Annotated in this window: 16 protein-coding genes, 1 tRNA gene and 1 pseudogene; 11 read left to right on the forward strand and 7 right to left on the reverse strand. The window is 69.8% G+C overall.

Annotated elements, in window-relative coordinates:
* Positions 1 to 5: 5 nt before the first annotated feature.
* Together RAC81_RS13035 and RAC81_RS13040 are read left to right on the forward strand one after the other, a co-directional pair.
* Positions 6 to 662: a hypothetical protein gene (locus RAC81_RS13035; protein WP_375082752.1), complete on the forward strand. Its 657-nt coding sequence runs from the start codon at positions 6 to 8 to the stop codon at positions 660 to 662.
* 409 nt (positions 663 to 1,071) lie between these two features.
* Positions 1,072 to 1,479 carry a dehydrogenase gene (locus RAC81_RS13040; protein WP_375082753.1) on the forward strand — a complete coding sequence of 136 codons (408 nt, stop codon included), beginning with the start codon at positions 1,072 to 1,074 and terminating at the stop codon, positions 1,477 to 1,479.
* An 81-nt stretch (positions 1,480 to 1,560) separates the two neighbouring features.
* On the opposite strand, the gene radA is transcribed toward RAC81_RS13040, so the two are convergent.
* Complete coding sequence (gene radA, locus RAC81_RS13045) at positions 1,561 to 2,928, reverse strand: DNA repair protein RadA (RefSeq protein WP_096714404.1); 1,368 nt, start codon at positions 2,926 to 2,928, stop codon at positions 1,561 to 1,563.
* A 100-nt stretch (positions 2,929 to 3,028) separates the two neighbouring features.
* Here radA and RAC81_RS13050 point away from each other — a divergent pair, with 100 nt between their 5' ends.
* The 5 genes from RAC81_RS13050 to cydC all read left to right on the forward strand — a co-directional run bounded on the left by RAC81_RS13050 (position 3,029) and on the right by cydC (position 9,578).
* The gene (locus RAC81_RS13050; protein WP_375082754.1) at positions 3,029 to 3,655 is read left to right on the forward strand and encodes an ArsR family transcriptional regulator; all 627 of its coding nucleotides are present in this window, start codon (positions 3,029 to 3,031) and stop codon (positions 3,653 to 3,655) included.
* A 90-nt stretch (positions 3,656 to 3,745) separates the two neighbouring features.
* A complete protein-coding gene (locus tag RAC81_RS13055) occupies positions 3,746 to 5,161 on the forward strand; it encodes a cytochrome ubiquinol oxidase subunit I (protein WP_375082755.1) in 1,416 nt (471 codons plus the stop codon).
* A gap of 13 nt (positions 5,162 to 5,174) precedes the next feature.
* The gene (gene cydB, locus RAC81_RS13060) at positions 5,175 to 6,203 is read left to right on the forward strand and encodes a cytochrome d ubiquinol oxidase subunit II (RefSeq protein ID WP_375082756.1); all 1,029 of its coding nucleotides are present in this window, start codon (positions 5,175 to 5,177) and stop codon (positions 6,201 to 6,203) included.
* Positions 6,204 to 6,294: 91 nt separating this feature from the next.
* The gene (cydD, locus tag RAC81_RS13065; protein WP_375082757.1) at positions 6,295 to 7,905 is read left to right on the forward strand and encodes a thiol reductant ABC exporter subunit CydD; all 1,611 of its coding nucleotides are present in this window, start codon (positions 6,295 to 6,297) and stop codon (positions 7,903 to 7,905) included.
* Positions 7,902 to 9,578: a thiol reductant ABC exporter subunit CydC gene (cydC, locus tag RAC81_RS13070; protein WP_375082758.1), complete on the forward strand. Its 1,677-nt coding sequence runs from the start codon at positions 7,902 to 7,904 to the stop codon at positions 9,576 to 9,578. Before cydD ends, cydC begins: the two co-directional genes overlap by 4 nt.
* 71 nt (positions 9,579 to 9,649) lie before the next feature.
* Here cydC and RAC81_RS13075 read toward each other — a convergent pair whose 3' ends face one another.
* Positions 9,650 to 10,426 (reverse strand): hypothetical protein, encoded by a 777-nt coding sequence (locus RAC81_RS13075; RefSeq protein WP_375082759.1) that lies wholly within the window; start codon positions 10,424 to 10,426, stop codon positions 9,650 to 9,652.
* 220 nt (positions 10,427 to 10,646) lie between these two features.
* On the opposite strand from RAC81_RS13075, the gene RAC81_RS13080 reads away from it, so the two are divergent.
* Positions 10,647 to 10,737: transfer RNA gene (locus RAC81_RS13080), tRNA-Ser, on the forward strand.
* A gap of 216 nt (positions 10,738 to 10,953) precedes the next feature.
* Here RAC81_RS13080 and RAC81_RS13085 read toward each other — a convergent pair.
* The 3 genes from RAC81_RS13085 to RAC81_RS13095 are packed head-to-tail and all read right to left on the reverse strand — an operon-like array spanning position 10,954 to position 13,274.
* Positions 10,954 to 11,259, reverse strand: coding sequence for an EthD family reductase (locus RAC81_RS13085; RefSeq protein WP_375082760.1), 306 nt, complete (start codon positions 11,257 to 11,259; stop codon positions 10,954 to 10,956).
* Between the two features lie 36 nt (positions 11,260 to 11,295).
* Positions 11,296 to 12,714, reverse strand: coding sequence for a dihydrolipoyl dehydrogenase family protein (locus RAC81_RS13090; RefSeq protein WP_375082761.1), 1,419 nt, complete (start codon positions 12,712 to 12,714; stop codon positions 11,296 to 11,298).
* Entirely contained in the window at positions 12,711 to 13,274 is a 564-nt protein-coding gene (locus tag RAC81_RS13095) for a hypothetical protein (RefSeq protein WP_375082762.1), read from the reverse strand. Before RAC81_RS13095 ends, RAC81_RS13090 begins: the two co-directional genes overlap by 4 nt.
* Positions 13,275 to 13,390: 116 nt before the next feature.
* Here RAC81_RS13095 and RAC81_RS13100 point away from each other — a divergent pair, with 116 nt between their 5' ends.
* Positions 13,391 to 13,975 carry a TetR/AcrR family transcriptional regulator gene (locus tag RAC81_RS13100; protein ID WP_375082763.1) on the forward strand — a complete coding sequence of 195 codons (585 nt, stop codon included), beginning with the start codon at positions 13,391 to 13,393 and terminating at the stop codon, positions 13,973 to 13,975.
* 5 nt (positions 13,976 to 13,980) lie between these two features.
* Here RAC81_RS13100 and RAC81_RS13105 read toward each other — a convergent pair.
* Positions 13,981 to 14,627: pseudogene (locus tag RAC81_RS13105) on the reverse strand (LacI family DNA-binding transcriptional regulator).
* Between the two features lie 303 nt (positions 14,628 to 14,930).
* On the opposite strand from RAC81_RS13105, the gene RAC81_RS13110 reads away from it, so the two are divergent.
* Positions 14,931 to 16,283, forward strand: coding sequence for an MFS transporter (locus tag RAC81_RS13110; protein WP_375082764.1), 1,353 nt, complete (start codon positions 14,931 to 14,933; stop codon positions 16,281 to 16,283).
* 76 nt (positions 16,284 to 16,359) lie between these two features.
* Here RAC81_RS13110 and RAC81_RS13115 read toward each other — a convergent pair whose 3' ends face one another.
* On the reverse strand, positions 16,360 to 17,370 hold the full coding sequence (locus RAC81_RS13115; protein ID WP_375082765.1) for a LacI family DNA-binding transcriptional regulator: 1,011 nt from the start codon (positions 17,368 to 17,370) through the stop codon (positions 16,360 to 16,362).
* Between the two features lie 243 nt (positions 17,371 to 17,613).
* Here RAC81_RS13115 and RAC81_RS13120 point away from each other — a divergent pair, with 243 nt between their 5' ends.
* Positions 17,614 to 18,384, forward strand: a complete 771-nt coding sequence (locus tag RAC81_RS13120; protein WP_375082766.1) for a LamB/YcsF family protein — start codon at positions 17,614 to 17,616, stop codon at positions 18,382 to 18,384.
* Position 18,385 lies beyond the last annotated feature (1 nt).

Genomic DNA, 18,385 nt, shown 5'->3' on the forward strand with positions numbered 1-18,385 from the left:
GAGTCATGCCTCGTCCGTCCGCCGCCGTCTACCGTCGTCGGCGGCTGGTCGCGGTCGTCGGATTGATCCTGTTCCTCGCCGTCATCGGCGTCTCGGTGTGGCTGCTCGTCTCGCGGCCCTGGGCCAGTGCGGCCGAGGTCGCACCCGTGCCGAGTCCGTCGGCGTCACCGACTCCGACGACCGATGCCACACCGACCGACACGCCCTCCGCGGACCCCTCGGAGGAGCCGATGGCGGAGGAGACCCCCGGGGTCGTCGCGTGCGAGGCGAAGGACGTCGTGGTCTCGGCGGTCACGGATGCCGACACCTACGCCGCCGGCGAGCTGCCGAACCTGTCGATCTCGCTCACCAACAACGGCGCCAGCGACTGCACGATCGACGTCGGATCCAGCACCCAGGTGTTCACCGTGTCGAGCGGCGCCGACGTGTGGTGGCGGTCGACCGACTGCCAGGAGAACCCGAGCAGCATGATCGCCACGCTCGCGGCCGGCGCGACGGTCACGAGCAAGGTGCCGGTGGTGTGGGATCGCACGCGCTCGAGCGTCGAGACCTGCGCGCAGGAGAATCGACCGCGGGCCCCCGGTGGCGGATCGTCGTATCACGTCGCCGTCGAGATCGGCGGGTTCGCCGGCGCTGCGACCACGCAGATCCTGCTGTACTGAGGCGGAACCTGCACCTGAGATCAGGAGACTCGCCCGAGATCAGGACCATTCGGCCCGGAATCTCCTGATTTCGGGGTGTGTTCCTGATATGGGGAAGCGCTTGCACTGAATATCGGTGCAGTTTTCCGGCGTGTGTCCGACGCGTGAATACCGACCCCGATTCAGCTTCGAGGGTGACGCGAGTGGCTCTTTGGGATACCATTGACACGGCTCTCCAGATCTTGCGGCACCATGCCATCCCCAGTGGCGTCGATTCACAGCGTCCCCAGCGCTTCGACATCGCCGCGCGAGAGCCTGGGCCCTCTCGAGTACCCCAGTCCCCAATGGATGACTCGAGAGGGCCCCATTCTGTCTCCGGGCCTGCGGCACTGTCCACCTCGCCGTGGTCGTCGCTGAATAAGCTGGAGTCATGGCAGCGAAGAAGGCGAAGCGCGGCAAGAAGCCCGCCCCCGAGGATTTCCGATCGGATGCTCTCGCCCAGGCGCTCGAGAAGCAGGACGTCGCGGCGGTCGCCCTCGCCCTGCGCCACGGCACCACGGTCGTGCCGCTGATCTCGCCGGGCGCCCGGGACAACCCTCTCGACAGCGGTGAGGTGTGGACGTACCGCGACCCGAAGAGCGGCGATCTCGCGCTGCTGCTGTTCAGCGACGCGAAGAACAAGCCGGCCAACCTGCCGCCCGGCGTGGGTATCTACGGCGCCGACTGGCTGCGGAAGTTCCTCTCCGCGCACCCGATCACCACGGTGTTCCTCGACATCGCGGGACCGCATCCGATGCAGGCGTCGCCCGAGGAGATCCTCAAAGCCCTCGACGCCTGACGCGAGCGAGCGGAGCGAGACGACACGCGGCGAGTGCCGTGCAACGCCCTGCGCCGACTGCTCAGGGGGCGCTGCGGCGCGTCAGAACGGGGGGATGTCGCCCTCGTGGCGCCGCGATGTGTTGCGGGCGCGCACGTCGCTCAGCGCCGCCCGCAGGGTCTTCGACCGATCGTCGACGACCTGCTCGTACCCGAGACGCGACGCCTCGGACCGGCGCTGCGCCGATTGGGTGACCGGCCGGATCTCGCCCGCGAGGCTGAGCTCCCCGACCGCCGCTACCGTGCGCGGCACGCGGATCTGCTGGATCGACCCTGCCACCGCGATGGCGATCGCGAGGTCGGCCGCCGGCTCCGTGAAGCGCACCCCTCCGACGGTCGATACGTAGACGTCGAGCGTGCTGGTCTTGATCTGCGCACGACGTTCGAGGATCGCCAGCACCATCGCCACCCGCGACGCGTCGAGACCGTGCACGACCCGCCGGGGGTTCGGGGCCGTCGTGTTCACGGTGAGCGCCTGCACTTCGACCGGCAGCGCCCGGCGCCCCTCGAGCGAGATGGCGACGCACGTGCCCGGCTCGGTGTCGCCCTGCGACAGGAACAGCCCGGACGGATCGGGGACCTCGGCGATGCCGTCTCCGGTCATCTCGAAGCATCCCACCTCGTCGGTCGGGCCGAAGCGGTTCTTGAGCGCGCGGATGAAGCGCAGCGACGTCTGTCGATCGCCCTCGAAATGGCAGACGACGTCGACGAGGTGCTCGAGCACGCGCGGCCCCGCGACCTGGCCGTCTTTCGTGACGTGTCCCACGATGATGATCGGGAGCCCGCGCTCCTTCGCGATGCGGATCAGCGTCGCGGCGACCTCGCGCACCTGGCTCGGCTGGCCGGCGGCTCCGTCGATCAGCGACGACGACACCGTCTGCACCGAGTCGACGATCACGAGCTGCGGTGCGACCTCGTCGATGTGGCCGAGGATCGTGGCGAGGTCGGTCTCGCTCGCGAGGTACAGCTCGTCGTGCAGCGCCCCGGTGCGCTCGGCGCGCAGACGCACCTGCGCCGGTGACTCCTCGGCGCTCGCATAGAGAACACGGCGTCCCGCATGCGCGGCGCGCGCGGCGACCTCGAGCAGCAGGGTCGACTTGCCGACGCCCGGCTCGCCGCTCAGCAGGATCGCCGCCCCCGGCACGATGCCGCCGCCGAGCACTCGGTCGAACTCGGCCACCCCGCTCGTGCGGCGCGGGGCGTCGGTCGTGGTGATCTGCGTGATCGGCCGCGCCGCGCGATCCGCGCTCGGGGCGAGCGGCGTCACACGGCTCAGGATGCCGGTCTGCGCGCCCTGCTCCTGCACCGTTCCCCACTGCTGGCATTCGGCGCAACGGCCGACCCACTTGGCCGTCGTCCACCCGCATTCCGTGCAGACGTACGCGGGAGGAGCGGGTTTGCGGGCAGCCATGCAGCCAGGCTATCGCCGGTATCCGACATCCCTATCGCGGCGGGCATTATTCACGGCCGGAAGCCTCCGACGGCCGCGGCCGCCGCGGGATACTGGAGCCATGGCCAACGGAGCGCCCGTCTGCGGGCCGATCTCGACGTTCTCCCGGGTGCGGATCCTGCACCTGGTGCAGAGCCGTGCCGAGCGCACGATCGGCGAGCTGTGCGAGGCCACCGGACTGCATCCGAACACGGTGCGCGAGCACCTGCAGCGCCTCATCGAGGGCGGCTACGTCATCCAGGCCACCGAGCGCCGCACCACCCGCGGGCGGCCGCGCACCCTGTACAGCGCGGCGACTGGCACGGGCGACGCGTCGAGTCCCATCGCACGCGACAAGGCGAAGGCCGCGGCCCAGCGGGGCGATCTGCTGCGTCGGATGCTGCCGGCCACGGCATCCTCTCTCGGTCGCGAGGCCACCTACCAGCTGGATGCCCTGATCGAACACCTGGAGGAGAGCGGCTTCGAGCCCGTCGTCGACGACGAGCAGCTCACGGTCGACCTCACCCCCTGCCCGCACGCCGCTGGTCGTGCCGAAGACCGTCCGATGCTGTGCTCCGTGCACCTCGGCCTCATGCAGGGGGTGCTCGCCGAAGCCGGCGGTCCGCTCGCCGCCGAGGCCGTGCGCACCTCCGATCTCCCGGAGGAGTGCACCGTGCGCCTGCGTCTCACGGAGATGACCGCCGCCTAGCGCGCGTCACCTGATCCACGGTCAGTCGCCCGACGGGGGCGGCAGACCTCTCACCGGCGTACCCGCAGACAGAGAAGAAGGAGTGGTCCCATGGAATGGCTCGACCCGCTCGCACTGTCCCGATGGCAGTTCGGTCTGACGACCGTCTACCACTACCTCTTCGTGCCGCTCACGATCGGCATGGCGCTCGTCGCGGCGATCTTCCAGACCGCGTGGGTGCGGACCGGCAAGGTGCAGTACCTGCACCTGACGCGCTTCTTCGGCAAGATCTTCCTCATCAACTTCGCCATGGGCGTCGTGACCGGCATCGTGCAGGAGTTCCAGTTCGGCATGAACTGGTCGGACTACTCCCGGTTCGTGGGCGATGTGTTCGGCGCCCCGTTGGCGTTCGAGGGATTGCTCGCCTTCTTCTTCGAGGCCACGTTCATCGGGCTGTGGATCTTCGGGTGGGACAAGCTGCCGCAGAAGCTGCACCTCGCCACGATCTGGTGCGTCTCGATCGGGAGCATCCTGTCGGCGTACTTCATCATCGCGGCGAACGCGTTCATGCAGAACCCGGTCGGCTACGTCTTCAACCCCGAGACCAACCGCGCCGAGCTCACCGACTTCTGGGCGCTGCTCACGAACCCGGTCGCGCTCGCCGCGTTCCCGCACACGATCTTCGGTGCGCTCATGTTCGCCGCCGGTGTCGTGATCTCGGTGTCGGCCTGGCACCTGGCCCGTGGGCAGCACTTCGACACCATGCGCATCTCGCTGAAGTTCGGCCTGTGGGCGATGATCGTCTCGACCGCCGGCGTCGTGCTCACGGGCGACCAGCTCGGCCTCGCGATGTACGCGGCGCAGCCGATGAAGATGGCCGCGGCCGAGGCGACGTTCAACACCGTCTGCGGGCCGGACGCCTCCTTCAGCCTCTTCACGCTCGGCACGCCCGACGGCAGCTCCGAGCTGTTCAGCATCCGCGTGCCGTACCTGCTGTCGCTGCTGTCGACGCACACGTTCGACGCGTGCGTGCACGGCATCAACGACCTCAACGCCGAGTACGCGACGACGTTCGCCGACACCGGCCTCACCGAGTTCGCGCCGATCCTCTGGGTCACGTACTGGGCGTTCCGCTGGATGATCGGCCTCGGCATGGCCGCCGGCCTCGTCGCCGTCGTCGGCCTGTGGCTGACCCGTAAGAGCGCCAAGAAGCCCCCGGCACCGTGGATGTGGAAGCTCGCCATCTGGTCGTTCCCGCTCGCGCTCGCCGCCAACATCATGGGCTGGGTCTTCACCGAGATGGGCCGCCAGCCGTGGATCGTCTTCGGCCTCATGACCACCCGCGACGGCGTCTCGCCCGGCGTCACCGGCGTCGACGTGCTGATCTCGCTCATCGCGTTCACCGCGATCTACGCCGCCCTCGCGATCGTCGAGGTGCGCCTGATCGTCAAGGCCGCGCAGAAGGGCCCCGACACCGACGAGCAACCCCACGAGGAGACGGCCCAGCTGCCGTCGGTCGTGTACTGAGAGAAGGAACACCATGGATCTCGCAACGCTCTGGTTCTTCATCGTCGCCTTCTTCTTCGTCGGCTACTTCGTGCTCGACGGGTTCGACTTCGGCGTCGGCATGTCGCTGCCGTTCCTCGGCAAGGACGACGTCTCTCGCCGACAGGTCATCAACACGATCGGCCCGGTGTGGGACCTCAACGAGACCTGGGTCATCGTGGCCGGCGCCGTGCTGTTCGCGTCGTTCCCCGAGTGGTACGCCACGCTGTTCAGCGGGTTCTACCTGCCGCTGCTGCTGATCCTGCTCGCGCTGATCCTGCGCGGCGTCTCGTTCGAGTACCGCCATCAGCGCGACGACGTCGCCTGGAAGCGCCGCTTCGACCGCATGATCGTGATCGGCTCGGCGGTCCCCGCCCTGCTGTGGGGCGTCGCGTTCGGCAACATCGTGCAGGGGGTCGCGCTGAACGCCGATCACATCTACGTCGGCGGGTTCTTCTCGCTGCTCAACCCCTACGCGCTGCTGGTCGGCGTCACCACGCTGCAGCTGTTCATCCTGCACGGCGTGCTCTTCGTCGCGCTGAAGACCGACGGACCCGTGCACGAGGACGCGCATCGGCTCGCGAAGCTCGTCGCCGGACCGACCGTGCTCGCGGCCGCCGGCACCGTCGTCTGGACGGCGGTCATCGCGATGAACCGCGAGGCGCCGCTGCTGTGGCTCGTGCTCGGCGCGGGTGCTCTCGCGGCGGTCGCGCTGGTCGCGGCGATCGGGTTCTCGCTGGTGCGCCGTGACGGCTGGGCGTTCGTCTCGGGCATGGTCACCGTCATGCTCGCGGTCGTCATGCTGTTCGCGGCGCTGTTCCCGTACGTGATGCCGTCGACCATCGACCCGGCCTACAGCCTGACCATCGCGAACGCGTCGAGCACGCAATATACGCTGGAGATCATGAGCTGGACGGCGCTGATCGCGACCCCGCTCGTGCTCGCCTACCAGGCGTGGACCTACTGGGTGTTCCGCAAGCGCGTCACCCGCCGTTCGATCGAGGGGGCTCCGGCGCACGCGTGAGTGATCTTCGGGGTTCCGGTCGCATTTCGTGCCGCGAGTTCGCGTCGGCGGCGGCACAGACTGCGACCGCAACGACGTCTCGGGGCGACGCGTGAAACCCGTCGACATCCGGCTCGTCCGGTACGCGAGCGCCGCACGCGGGTTCCTCCTCCTGTCGGGCGTGATCGGCGTCGTGCAGACGGCGGTCACAGTCGCGTTCGCCTGGATGCTGACGGATGCCGTGACCGGCGCCCTCGCGGGTCGCGACGTGACGGCATCCCTGCTGTCGCTCCTGGGTCTCGCGCTGCTGCGCGGAGCGCTCATCGCGGCGTCTGACGCGGCGGGCACGCGGGCGGCGGCGAAGACGGGGATGCAGTTGCGCGCAGCCCTCATCGCGGCGATCGGGCGACTGGGGCCAGGCTGGCTCGCGCAGCGGAACCGCACCGAGCTCGCCGTCACCGCCGGGCACGGACTCGAAGCGCTCGACGCGTACTTCGCCCGGTACATCCCGCAGCTCGTGCTCACCGTCGTCGCGACCCCGGTGATCCTGGCTGTGATGTGCTGGCAGGACTGGCCGAGCGGGCTCACCGCCGCGATCACCCTGCCGCTGATCCCGCTCTTCCTCATCCTGATCGGCATCGCGACCCGCACCGTGCAGCGCCGACAGTGGCAGACGCTGCAGCGGCTCGCGGCCCGGTTCGCCGACACGGTCCAGGGGCTCGCGACGCTGCGGCTGTTCGGTCGCGAGCGCCGCGCCGCCGCGCAGATCGAGCGCACGGCCGACGACTACCGTCGCGAGACCATGAAGGTGCTGCGGTTCTCGTTCCTGTCGGGGTTCGCGATGGAGCTGCTGTCGTCGCTCGCCGTGGCCTTGATCGCGGTCGCGGTGGGATTCCGGCTGCTGTCGGGCGACCTGTCGCTCGAGGTCGGGCTGTTCGTGCTGCTGCTCGCCCCGGAGGCGTTCCTGCCGATCCGCCAGGTCGGCGTGCAGTTCCACGCCGCGGCCGAGGGCGTGGCCGCGACCGAGGACGTGTTCGCTGTGCTCGACGAGGCGGGGGATGCCCCCCGGTCGTCGAGCGAGGAGCGCAGCGACGAGACGAAGCGCGTCACGGGTCCCCTCGAGGTCACCGATCTCCGCGTGCGGGATCTCCCGCCCGTCACCTTCACCGCGGCCCCCGGCACGGTCACGCTCATCGAGGGCCCGAGCGGATCCGGCAAATCGAGTCTGCTCGCCGCGCTGCGCGGAGCCGTCCCGTTCGCAGGGACCGCCACCGTCGGGGGCATCGACGTGCGCGGACTGTCGCCCGCCGACTGGCTGGCGTGGGCGGGGCAGCGCCCGCAGCTCAGCCGCGGGACGATCGCCGCGAACGTCTCCCTCGGAGAGGCGGCACCGGATGCCGTCGGCATCCGCCGTGCGCTCGACGCCGCGTGCGCCGACGATCTCGACCCCGCGCTGGAGCTCGGCGTGCAGGGCAGCGGACTGTCGGGCGGTCAGGCGCAGCGCGTCGCCGTCGCGCGGGCGCTTTACTGGCAGTCGCGGCGACCCGACGCCGTGCTCGCTCTCGACGAGCCGTCGAGCGCGCTCGACGCCGACACCGAACAGCGGCTGTGGGACTCGCTGCGCGAACGCGCGGATGCCGGAGCCGCCGTGATCGTCGTCTCCCACCGCCGGTCGGCCCGTCGCATCGCCGACCAGGTCGTCGAGTTGGGGGTGCGGGTATGAGCAGCATCCGCTCCGAATCGCGCGCGCTCCGCATCCGCGAGGTGCTGCGGCTCGCGCAGCCCCCGTTTCTGCGCTTCCTGCCCGGGCTCGTGTGGGGCGTGCTGTCGGCCGGTGCGGCGGTGAGCCTGCTCGCGGTGAGCGGCTGGCTGATCGTCAGCGCGTCGATCGTCGACTCGCTCGTGCCCCTCTCGATCGCGGTCGTCGGCGTGCGGTTCTTCGCCGTGACGCGTGCCGTCACCCGGTATCTCGAACGCCTGAGCGGACACGACGCCGCCTTGCGGCAGCTCGCCGACACCAGAGCCGACATGGTGCGCCGGCTCACGCCCCTGTCGCCCGCCGGGCTCGGACGCACCGACCACGGACGGGTGCTGTCGGCCCTCGTCGACGACGTCGAGAACCTGCAGAACCTGCCGCTGCGGGTCGTGCAGCCGTTGGCGGTCTCGGGCGTCGTCGCGCTCGGCGCCGTCGGGTTCCTGCTGTTCGTGTCGGTGCCCGCCGCGCTCACGCTCGCGGTGTGCCTCGTCGTCGCCGCGCTGGCCGCCGTCGGTCTCGGCTGGCTGTTCGGCTCGCGGGCCGAAGCCGTCGTGTCGACCCGCCGCGGCGACCTCACCGCCGCGCTCACCGACTACATCGGCGGACTGGACGTGCTCCTCGCCTACGGTGCCGAGCCCCAGGCTCGCGAGCGGGTGAAGCAGGCGGATGCCGCGCTGCGGCGCGCCGTCGGTCGGGCCTCGCTCGCGCAGGCCGTCGCCGCGGGAGTGGTGTCGGCCGTGGCGGGTGCGGCATCCGTCTGGGCGCTCGCCGCCGCCGCTCCCGGTCTGGTCACCGGGGCGATCGACGGTCCGTGGCTCGCGGTCGCGGTGCTCGTGCCGATGGTGGTGTTCGAGGTGTTCGGGGCGGTGCCGATCGCCGCGGCATCCTGGCGGAGCGTGCGCGCGAGCGCCGAGCGCATCGTCGATGTGCTCCCCGACCGGATGCCGGAGCAGCTGCGCTCCGACGACGGTGCCGACACGGAGATCGACGGGACGCCCGCGCTGCGACTGCGTGATGTGCGCGCGGAGTGGCCCGGTGGGGCGCCCGCGCTACGTGGTGTCGATCTGGACCTGCGGCCGGGGGAGCGGGTGCTGGTCTCAGGGCCGAGCGGGGCGGGAAAGAGCTCTCTCGCCGCCGTGCTCGTGGGCTTCCTGCGTGCGGAGGGCAGTTATTCGGTCGGCGGGATCTCGGCTGGCGAGCTCTCCGGTCCCGCGCTGCGACGCACGATCGGGCTGTGCGAGCAGAGTCCGCAGCTGTTCGACGAGGACATCCGGCAGAACCTGCTGTTCGCGCGGGACACCGCCACCGACGACGAGCTCCTCGCTGTGCTCGATCGGGTCGGGCTCGGGGAGTGGGTGCGTGACCGAGGCGGGCTGGATGCCCGGGTCGGCGATCGCGGCGGCCTCGTGTCGGGTGGACAGGCCCAGCGCATCGCACTCGCTCGGGCCCTGCTGCGCGGCTTCCCCGTCCTGGTGCTCGACGAGCCGACCGCGGGGGTGGATCCGGACGCGTCGGACGCCCTGCTCGCCGACCTGCTGGGCGCGGCGGGGGAGCAGTCGGTGCTGCTCATCTCGCACGTCGCGCCGCCCGAGGGGAGCGTCGACCGCGTCGTGCGGCTGGAGGACGGCCGCACGGTCTGACGCCCCGGTGTCTATCTCCACAGGTCATTGAGCGAGGAGCGCAGCGACGAGACGAAACGCCGGGACTGTCGTCAGACGCTGAGGTCGGCGCGGGGTTCCATGACGATGCCCTGCGCCTCGAACGCGCGGCGGCGCTCCTCGATGCGCCGGTGCAGCTCCACCTGCGCCTCGTCGACGAGGGCGGGGTCGAGGTTCACCGTCGCGGGGTGCGGATCGCCATGGTTCGCCGCGATGTACGCATCGAGCTCCGGACCCGACGTCCACGACGTGATGAGCGCGAAGCGCGGAGCTGTGCCCCGATGCCACACGGCGTGCCAGAAGCGCTGTGTGTCGACGATGATCCGGGAGCCCGCGGGCAGCGGCAGCCGGATCTCGGTGGCGGGGTCGAAGCGGTCAGAGCGGAGCAGCAGCAGCGAGTCGGGGTCATCGGTGAGGTTGTAGTACCCGCGCACGACCCATCCGGTGCCGTCGTCGTTGAGGCGGTTGTTGTCGTCCTGGTGCAGGTTGTACACGGCATCCGCGTACGTGTTCGGCTGCAGCTCGATGACGCGACAGCGCCCGACTCCGGCGCCCGGTTCGAGCGCCCGTGCCTGCAGGGTCGGTGCGATGGCCACCTGCGACGGCACCCACACGCCGTCCTTGTCGGTGCGGGGAGGGGTGTGGTTCCAGAATCCGTTGCACTCGATGTCGCCGGCGTAGCTCGCGAGCGGGGCGAACCGGGTGATGCCCGACGAGCGCCAGCCGATGTACTGCAGGTCGAGCCATTCCGCGGGGTCGGACGCCTGATCGTGATCGTCGAGGACCACATATCCGGTCTCGGCGAGAGCGGCCGACGTGATGAAAGACATGGTGCGCATCCTCCCGTTTAGGCAATCCTAACCAGGATGCGGCGGCGACGCAGGGACCCGGTGACCGGACAAAACCGCGGTTCGTGAGCATCCTCGTCGAGTTGACGCCTCTTGCGGCAATTCCGCGAGGATTGCGGCATCAGGCGCCAACTGAGCGGAGGAAGGATGCCGCAGCAGCGCCGATTCGCGCCGCGGCGCGCGGTGTCGTAAGCTAGTCGGCGGTGACGTGTCCGAGCGGCCGAAGGTGCAACTCTCGAAAAGTTGTGTAGGGTAACCCCCTACCGTGGGTTCAAATCCCACCGTCACCGCCATGGAAACCCCCGAGAGATCGGGGGTTTTTCCGTTTCTGGACGGGGCAGGGCGGGCCCAGGCGATCGTCGTTCCGCGTTGTCCGGGCGCGGGGGTCCGGAAGCGCGACCTGTCGCTCCGCCGACTGGTAGATTCCCTCCTTCTCGCGCATCCCCGCGCGAGAAGGAGGGCACGGTCGTCAGGCGGCGCCGTCCCGATTCGGCGCCGCCCGGCGACGGTCAGGCCCGGTCGATGTCGGAGAACAGGCCGATGAACGGCACGCCGGTGCCGATCAGTCGCTGGAAGAACTCTCCGGCGACAGGCGTGGCGACCGCGGCCGAGGCCGCTTGGTAGGTCTCGAAGTACAGGTCGAGCGTCCGGTGCGCGGGAGTGGGAGTCCCGTCCTCCTTCGGCCAGACCCTCGCGGATTCGAGGCGCTGCAGCGCCGGGAGCTGCGCTGCGAGGTCCATGATCTCCGCGTAGGCCTCCTCGAAGCGGGGCGGGTCGGCGGGGTTCTCGATGACAAGCGTGATCTTCGTGGGCATGATGACTGGTTCCTTTCGTAGGTGCTGAATCAGGTGCTACGCGGCCGGTCGGCCGTAGGTCTCGAGGAGGCGGAGCCAGACCTCGCTGATGGTGGGGTAGGCGGGCACCGCGTGCCAGAGGCGTTCGATGGGAACCTCGCCGACGATGGCGATCGTCGCCGCGTGCACGAGTTCGGCGACGTCCTGCCCGACGAACGTGGCACCGACGACCAGTCGCCGGTCCTCATCGACGATCAGTTTGGCGTGCCCGGCATAGCCGTCGGCGTGGAGCTTCGCGCCGGCCACCCAACCGAGGTCGTATTCGACAGCTCGATAGTTGAGCTGCTTCTGCTTCGCGGCCTCCTCGGTGAGGCCGACCGCGGCCACCTCGGGGTCGGTGAAGACGACGCGCGGCACCGCCGCATGGTCGGCGGTGGCGACGTGCTGTCCCCACGGCTCGTCGGAGACGGGTGATCCGTCGAGGCGGGCGGCGATGGCCTCTCCTGCCGCGCGCGCCTGGTACTTGCCCTGGTGGGTGAGCAGTGCGCGTCCGTTGACGTCGCCGACGGCGTACAGCCAGTCGGTGCCGCTCACGAGCATGGTGTCGTCGACGGCGATCCCGCGTCCGACCTCCAGTCCGAGGGCCTCGAGGCCCAGGTCGTCGGTGGCGGGGCGGCGACCCGTCGACACCAGGAGCTCGTCGGCGCTGACGGTGGTGCCGTCGTCGAGGGTGATCGTGACGATGCCGTCGGCGTCGCGATCGATCCGTGTCGGGCTGGCCGCGGTGTCGACGGTCACGCCCTCCGCGATCAGAGCCGCGGCGAGGTGCTCACCCACGAACGGCTCCTCGCGCTCGAGCAGACGAGTGCGGGAGAGCAGCGTGACCTGTGATCCGAGAGACGAGAAAGCGAAGGCGAGCTCCGTGCCGGCTACTCCGCCTCCGATGATGGCGAGCCGGGGCGGGACGCGGTCGGCGGAGGTGGCCTCCCGAGTGCCCCACGGCGCCGCATCGGCGAGCCCGGGGATCGGCGGAAGGACCGGCACGGAACCCGTCGCGATGGCAACGGCCTTCGCCGAGTAGACGCGACCGCCGACGGTCACCTGTCCGATGCCGGTGACGCGACCGCGTCCGCGGATGAGGCCGATGTCGGCGGATTCGAGCCAGGCGACCTGGCCGTCGTCCTTCCAATCGTCGGTGAACGCCGTGCGCCGTGCGAGCACCGCTGCGGCGTCCAGCTGATCGGCGATCGCTTCGCGGGCTCCGGCGAGGCGTCGGGCGGCCCGGATCGCATGCCCGCTGCGGAGCAGGGCCTTCGAGGGCATGCAGGCCCAGTACGAGCATTCACCGCCGACGAGCTCGGATTCGACGATGGCGACGCGGATGCCGCGCTTCGTGGCGTAGTCCGCCACGTTCTCACCCACCGGCCCTCCACCGATGACGATCAGGTCGTAGTCGTGCGCTGCGGGGGCGGTCATGCGGCCACCTGCTTCTTGAGCAGGACGGACAGACGGATGGCGGAGATCAGGAAGAACACCGCTCCGAGCAGGGCGTATCCCGCGACCCCGGTGATCATCCCGCTGCCCTGCAGGCCCTGGGCGACGAAAGCGGCCCCGGCGAACAGCGAGATCCCGCCGGAGAGCATCTGCGGCACCTGACCGCCGGAGCGACGATTGCGGATGGCGGTGATGAGCTGGGGGAGTCCTGCGCCGATCGCCCAGACGCCCCAGACGGTCAGCGCGGTCGCGGGGGACACCGTCGATGCCCAGCCGAGGGTGACCGCGACCAGCACGCTGACGACGACGTTGATCCACTCCGAGACCTTCGCCCGGCGGCTCGCGCCTTCGGCGCGGATCTGCCAGAACACGGATGCCGCGTCGAAGAGCGGGTACGCGATCAAGAGGATCGTGAGGAAGGGTCCCATGGTGCCGCCGGTCAGGAACAGCAGTGCGGCCCAGACGACGGTGAAGCCGAAGCGGACGAAGTAGAGGCGGCGCAGCGCGCTGCCCAGAGTGGTCGAGGGGCGGATGTCGGACATTCTCGGCTCTTCTTTCAGTAAGCGATCGGAGGTAGAGTTACTAGTACGTCTACATCGAGAACCATAGACTGCTTCCAGAGCGGGTGCAACCAGCCCGACCCAGACCGGAGTCAGAAGTGCACGAAGAAACCGAGGTCCCCGTGGCGACGAATCGCGGCGCGGGCACGCGACAGCGGATCCTCGATGCCGCGAACGAGCTCTTCTACGAGCAGGGCATCCGCGCGACGAGCGCCGACCGCATCATCGAGCAGGTCGGCATCACGAAGGTCACCTTCTACCGTCACTTCCGCGCGAAGAGCGATCTCGTCGTCGCCTACCTCGAGCAGCAGTCGGCTGCCGAACAGGCCTGGCTGACGAGCACGGTCCACGACGGCGATCCGCTCGGCACGGCGCGCACCGTGGCCGCAGGAATCGGAGCGGCGAGCTGCAGCCCCGGATTCCGCGGCTGCGCCTTCATCAACGCGGCGGCGGAGTATCCCGATCGCGACGATCCGGTGCGCGTCGCCGTCGACGCCCACCGCGGCTGGCTGCTCGACTTCTTCGCCCGCATCGCGGAACAGGCGGGAGCGGACGATGTCGCCTCCGTGGCGAACCAGCTCATGATCCTCCGCGACGGAGCCATGGTGAACGGCTACCTGGGCGACGCGCCGGCGCTGGCGGGTTCGCTCGAGGCCGCGTACGCGTCGATCCTCGGCGGCTGACTCTCTCAGGAATCGGCGCGCGGTTCTTGCTCTGTCGATCCGCCGACCTGCAGTTGCGGAGCCAAGGGGTTGCGGCAGAGGGCGCCGGTGCCGCCTCGAACCCGGTCGATGAGCAGGGTGACGGCATCGGCGGCGATCGACGGCAGCGGCTGCACGACCGTTGTCAGGGTCGGCCACGAGACGCGCGACAGGTCGCCACCGTCGAAGCCGGTGACGAGCAGTCGCGAGGCACGTCGTGGCCGCTTTCGCGCAGGCGGGCTATCACGCCCACCGCGATCTGGTCGGAGCCGGCGACGATCGCGTCGGGGAGGGGGCCGGCGGCGAGGATGTGCTCAGCGGCCGCCGTGCCGTTCTCGACGCTGAACTCGCCACGGTAGGTGGCGCCGATCTCGATGTCGTGCCGCCGGGCGAGGCGGTGGAACCCCTGCCAGCGCTCGACGCCGCTCGTCGTCGCGTCGTCGGTTCCCGCGTAGGCGACGCTTGTCACGCCTTGCTCGACGAGGTGCTCGAAGAGCAGCTGCATCCCCAACTCGTTGTCGACGCCCACGAAGTCGGCGATCGGCTTGTCGGTCACGCGGTTCGTCGACGAAGCCGTGCGAATCGGCGAGCAGCAGCTCGAAGCCCGCGCGGGTGAGCTCCTCCTCGACGGCATCGATCAGCTGCGCATAGAAGGGGATGCTGATCACGGGGACGGTCATGCCGACCACGGTCTTGGCACATCCGCTGGCAAAGGACGAGCCCAATCCGCGTCCGCGGTCCCGAAACCAGCGGATTACCGCGAGAATAGTGGCACACGCGTGGCACAACACTTGGTCGGATCGAGAGGCGATCCATACAGTTCCCTCAAGCGAGCGACACCGCCGCCCACCTGAACAGACCAGCGGGACCCCGCGAAGCGGGAACCGGCGAGCACCCGATCTCGCCGGTCCGCCGGGATCCCGCCAATGGAGGCGACATGACGACATCCTCTGTACCCAAGAAGACACCGGCGAAGGCTGCGATCGCCTCGTGGGTCGGCACCACCCTCGAGTACTACGATTTCGCGGTCTACGGCACGGCGGCCGCGCTCGTCCTCAACCAGCTGTTCTTCCCGCCCGAGCTCCCCGAAGGCATCCGCGTTCTGCTGAGCATGATGACCCTCGCGGTCGGCTACGTCGTCCGCCCGCTCGGCGCGTTCATCCTCGGCCCGCTCGGCGACCGGTTCGGACGCAAGTTCGTGATGATGCTGACCCTGTTCGGCATCGGCGTCTGCACCTTCATCATCGGCTGCCTGCCGACCTTCGACCAGATCGGCGTGCTCGCACCGATCCTCCTCGTCGTGATCCGCATCATCCAGGGCCTGTCCGTCTCGGGAGAGCAGGCGAGCGCGATCTCGATGAGCCTCGAGCACGCCGCCGACAACCGGCGCGCGTTCACCACGAGCTTCGTGACGAGCGGATCGGCCTCGGGCGGTCTACTGGCTACCGCGGTGTTCATCCCGTTCGCGTCGATGCCGCAGGAGCAGCTGTTGACCTGGGGGTGGCGCATCCCGTTCTGGCTCTCGGCTGTCGTGGTCGTGGTCGCGTACCTCATCCGCCGCAACCTCGAGGAGCCGCCGGCGTTCGTGCAGACGCAGGCGATCAAGGTCCAGCTGCAGCCGATCACGCAGGTCCTGCGCTTCCACTGGCTGTCGATCGTCCGCGTCGCCGCCTGCGCGATGATCGCCGGCGTCAGCTACCTGTTCGCCACGTTCTCGGTCGCGTTCGCCACCACCGGCTACGGTCTCGACAAGGCGACCATGCTGTGGGTGCCGGTGTTGGCGAGCCTGCTCGCCTTGCTCTACACCCCAGCCGCCGGATACGTCGCCGACCTCATCGGCCGCAAGACCGTGTTCATCATCGGCGCGGTCGGCGCCGGTGCCACGACCGTTCCCTACCTGTGGGCGATCACCCAGGGGAACTGGCCGCTCATCTTCGTGCTCGGCATCCTCTGCAACGGCTTCTTCTACTCGACCGCCAACGCCGCGTGGCCGGCGTTCTTCGCCGAGATGTTCCCGAACCGCGTGCGCGTCTCCGGCCTCGCGGTCGGCACGCAGATCGGCTTCGCGATCGCCGGCGCCATCGGACCCGTCGCTTCGACGGCGCTCGCCGGAGAGGATCTCACGAACTGGGTCGGCCCGGCGATCCTCGGGCTCGGACTCATGGCCATCGCCGTGATCTCGGCGCTGACGGCCAAGGAGACCCGTCGCTACTCTCTCGACGAGGTCGACGACGTGCAGCAGACGCAGAAGGAGAAGGACGCCGTGACGGCATCCATCCTCGTTCCCTGATCGCAGGGCGCGGACCGCAGGAGGGGCTCGGATGCCGTCGGCATCCGAGCCCCTCCTCGCGTGCGGAGCCGCGAGGTCAGCTCCGGAGCGGTCCTGTCGAGGCTCGCACCGTGAGATGCGCCGAGATGTGGTCGATCCGGTCGGAGCGTTCCCGCGTGGAGAACCGGCCGATGAGCATGTCGACGGCCGCGCGCCCCGCGCTCTCTCCCGGCGACGCGACGGTCGTGAGCGGCGGATGCGAGAACGAGGAGCCGAAGATGTCGTCGCAGCCGACCACGCTGAGATCGTCGGGGATCGAGATGCCGAGCTGGCGGAAGCGGTCGAGCGCGCCGATGGCGAGCACGTCGTTGAAGAAGATGCACGCGGTGGCCCGGGTGAGCGCGACCGCGTCCGCGGCCGCCGCGCCGTTCGCGAGCGTGACCTGGTATCGACCGACGGCGACGAGGTCGACGCCGACCTCGTCCGCCGCGGCGGTGATGGCGTCGAACCGGGCCCGGTCGGTCCACGAGCCGTGCGGGCCGCGGACGTAGGCGATGCGGGTGTGGCCGAGCGAGTTGAGGTACTGCACCGCCTGAGCGAGGCCCGCAGGGGTGTCGATCACGACGCCCGAGAGGCCGGGCGCCTGTCGATTGATCACCACGGTCGGGGTGATCTGCGACACCGCACGCAGCACCTCGTCGTCGACGCGGGGAGAGGAGACGACGATGCCGTCGACGGTGCGCGCCATCTCGCGTAGCCACTGCTCCTCCATGGGCAGCGACTCCTCGGTGCTGACCAGCAGGTGGAGGTAGCTCGCCGCCCGGATCTGCGCCTGCGCGCCGCGCGTGACATCGAGGTTGAACGGGTTGGTGAGGTTCGGCAGCACGAGGGCGATCGTGCCGCGCGCGAGGCGGTTCTCGGTGGCGGGCAGGAGGGCGGAGGTGTATCCCATCTCCTGCGCCTTGCTCGTGATGCGCTCGTACATCTCGGCGCTGACGCGATTCGGGTTCGACAGCGCCCGCGAGACGGTCGAGGGAGCGACGCCGCACGCCTCGGCGATCTCGGTGAGGGTGACGCGGCGCTGCACGCGGCGGGCGGGGACGACCATGGCAGTGCTCCTCGGGGTCCGGAGCCGTCGCGGAGGCGACGGCATGGGGTCGATCGTATCGGAGATCCGGACCTGGTGGACCACACGTTTGGCACATACTTTGCCAAATTGACGTGCTATGACCGCCGCTATTCCGCGCTTTTGCACGCGCATGCGGCACAGAAGCGGCATCGTGCTGCATGCACGGATGCCGACCGTCCTAGCCTTGTCGTGCAGCGGAATCGATGACGAGAGGAGCTGGCGATGACCCGGAGGATCGATCTGGTCGCGGATCTCGGTGAGGGGTTCGGCCCGTGGCGTATGGGCGATGACGCGGCTCTGCTCGACGTGCTCACCTCGGCCAACATCGCCTGCGGGTTCCACGCCGGCGACCCGCAGATCATGGACGAGACCGTGCGCGCCTGCGTCGAGCGCGGAGTCGGTATCGGCGCCCACCCGTCGTTCCCCGACCTGCAGGGCTTCGGACGCCGCGACATCGGCCTCACGGCCGACGAGGTCCGCACCGACGTGCTCTACCAGTTCGGCGCGCTGCAGGCCATCGCCGCCTTCCACGGCACGGCCGTCACCCATCTCGCCCCGCACGGACGCCTCGGCAATCTCGTCGCGGTGCGGGAGGACTACGCGGATGCCGTCGCGACGGCATCCGCGCGACTGAACCCCGAGCTCATCGTGCTGGCGCAGGACGGCAGACTCGCCGACGCGGCGCGCGCGGCGGGGCTCCGGGTCGGCATCGTCGGCATCGCCGACCGCGCCTACGAGGACGACGGCACGCTCGTGCGGCGCACCGAGCCCGGCGCCGTGATCCACGACGCCGACGAGATCCGCGAGCGCACAGTGCGGATGGTCGTCGACGGCGTGATCGAGAGCCGCAACGGCGTGCTCATCCCGGTCGCCTGCGACACCGTGCTCGTGCACGGCGACACGGACGGCGCGGTCGAGCTCGCGCGGCAGATCCGCTCCGGCCTTGAGGCCGCGGGTGTCGAGATCGCGCCGCTCGCCGACTGGCTGGAGTAAG

The sequence above is a fragment of the Microbacterium sp. CR_7 genome (assembly GCF_041954755.1).
Classification (GTDB): Bacteria; Actinomycetota; Actinomycetes; order Actinomycetales; family Microbacteriaceae; genus Microbacterium.

Bases quoted from the DNA above. Each gene is read 5' to 3' on its own strand.
- RAC81_RS13035 (WP_375082752.1), top strand. From the start codon at position 6: ATGCCTCGTCCGTCCGCCGCCGTCTACCGTCGTCGGCGGCTGGTCGCG.
- RAC81_RS13040 (WP_375082753.1), top strand. From the start codon at position 1,072: ATGGCAGCGAAGAAGGCGAAGCGCGGCAAGAAGCCCGCCCCCGAGGAT.
- radA (WP_096714404.1), bottom strand. From the start codon at position 2,928: ATGGCTGCCCGCAAACCCGCTCCTCCCGCGTACGTCTGCACGGAATGC.
- RAC81_RS13050 (WP_375082754.1), top strand. From the start codon at position 3,029: ATGGCCAACGGAGCGCCCGTCTGCGGGCCGATCTCGACGTTCTCCCGG.
- RAC81_RS13055 (WP_375082755.1), top strand. From the start codon at position 3,746: ATGGAATGGCTCGACCCGCTCGCACTGTCCCGATGGCAGTTCGGTCTG.
- cydB (WP_375082756.1), top strand. From the start codon at position 5,175: ATGGATCTCGCAACGCTCTGGTTCTTCATCGTCGCCTTCTTCTTCGTC.
- cydC (WP_375082758.1), top strand. From the start codon at position 7,902: ATGAGCAGCATCCGCTCCGAATCGCGCGCGCTCCGCATCCGCGAGGTG.
- RAC81_RS13075 (WP_375082759.1), bottom strand. From the start codon at position 10,426: ATGTCTTTCATCACGTCGGCCGCTCTCGCCGAGACCGGATATGTGGTC.
- RAC81_RS13085 (WP_375082760.1), bottom strand. From the start codon at position 11,259: ATGCCCACGAAGATCACGCTTGTCATCGAGAACCCCGCCGACCCGCCC.
- RAC81_RS13090 (WP_375082761.1), bottom strand. From the start codon at position 12,714: ATGACCGCCCCCGCAGCGCACGACTACGACCTGATCGTCATCGGTGGA.
- RAC81_RS13095 (WP_375082762.1), bottom strand. From the start codon at position 13,274: ATGTCCGACATCCGCCCCTCGACCACTCTGGGCAGCGCGCTGCGCCGC.
- RAC81_RS13110 (WP_375082764.1), top strand. From the start codon at position 14,931: ATGACGACATCCTCTGTACCCAAGAAGACACCGGCGAAGGCTGCGATC.
- RAC81_RS13115 (WP_375082765.1), bottom strand. From the start codon at position 17,370: ATGGTCGTCCCCGCCCGCCGCGTGCAGCGCCGCGTCACCCTCACCGAG.
- RAC81_RS13120 (WP_375082766.1), top strand. From the start codon at position 17,614: ATGACCCGGAGGATCGATCTGGTCGCGGATCTCGGTGAGGGGTTCGGC.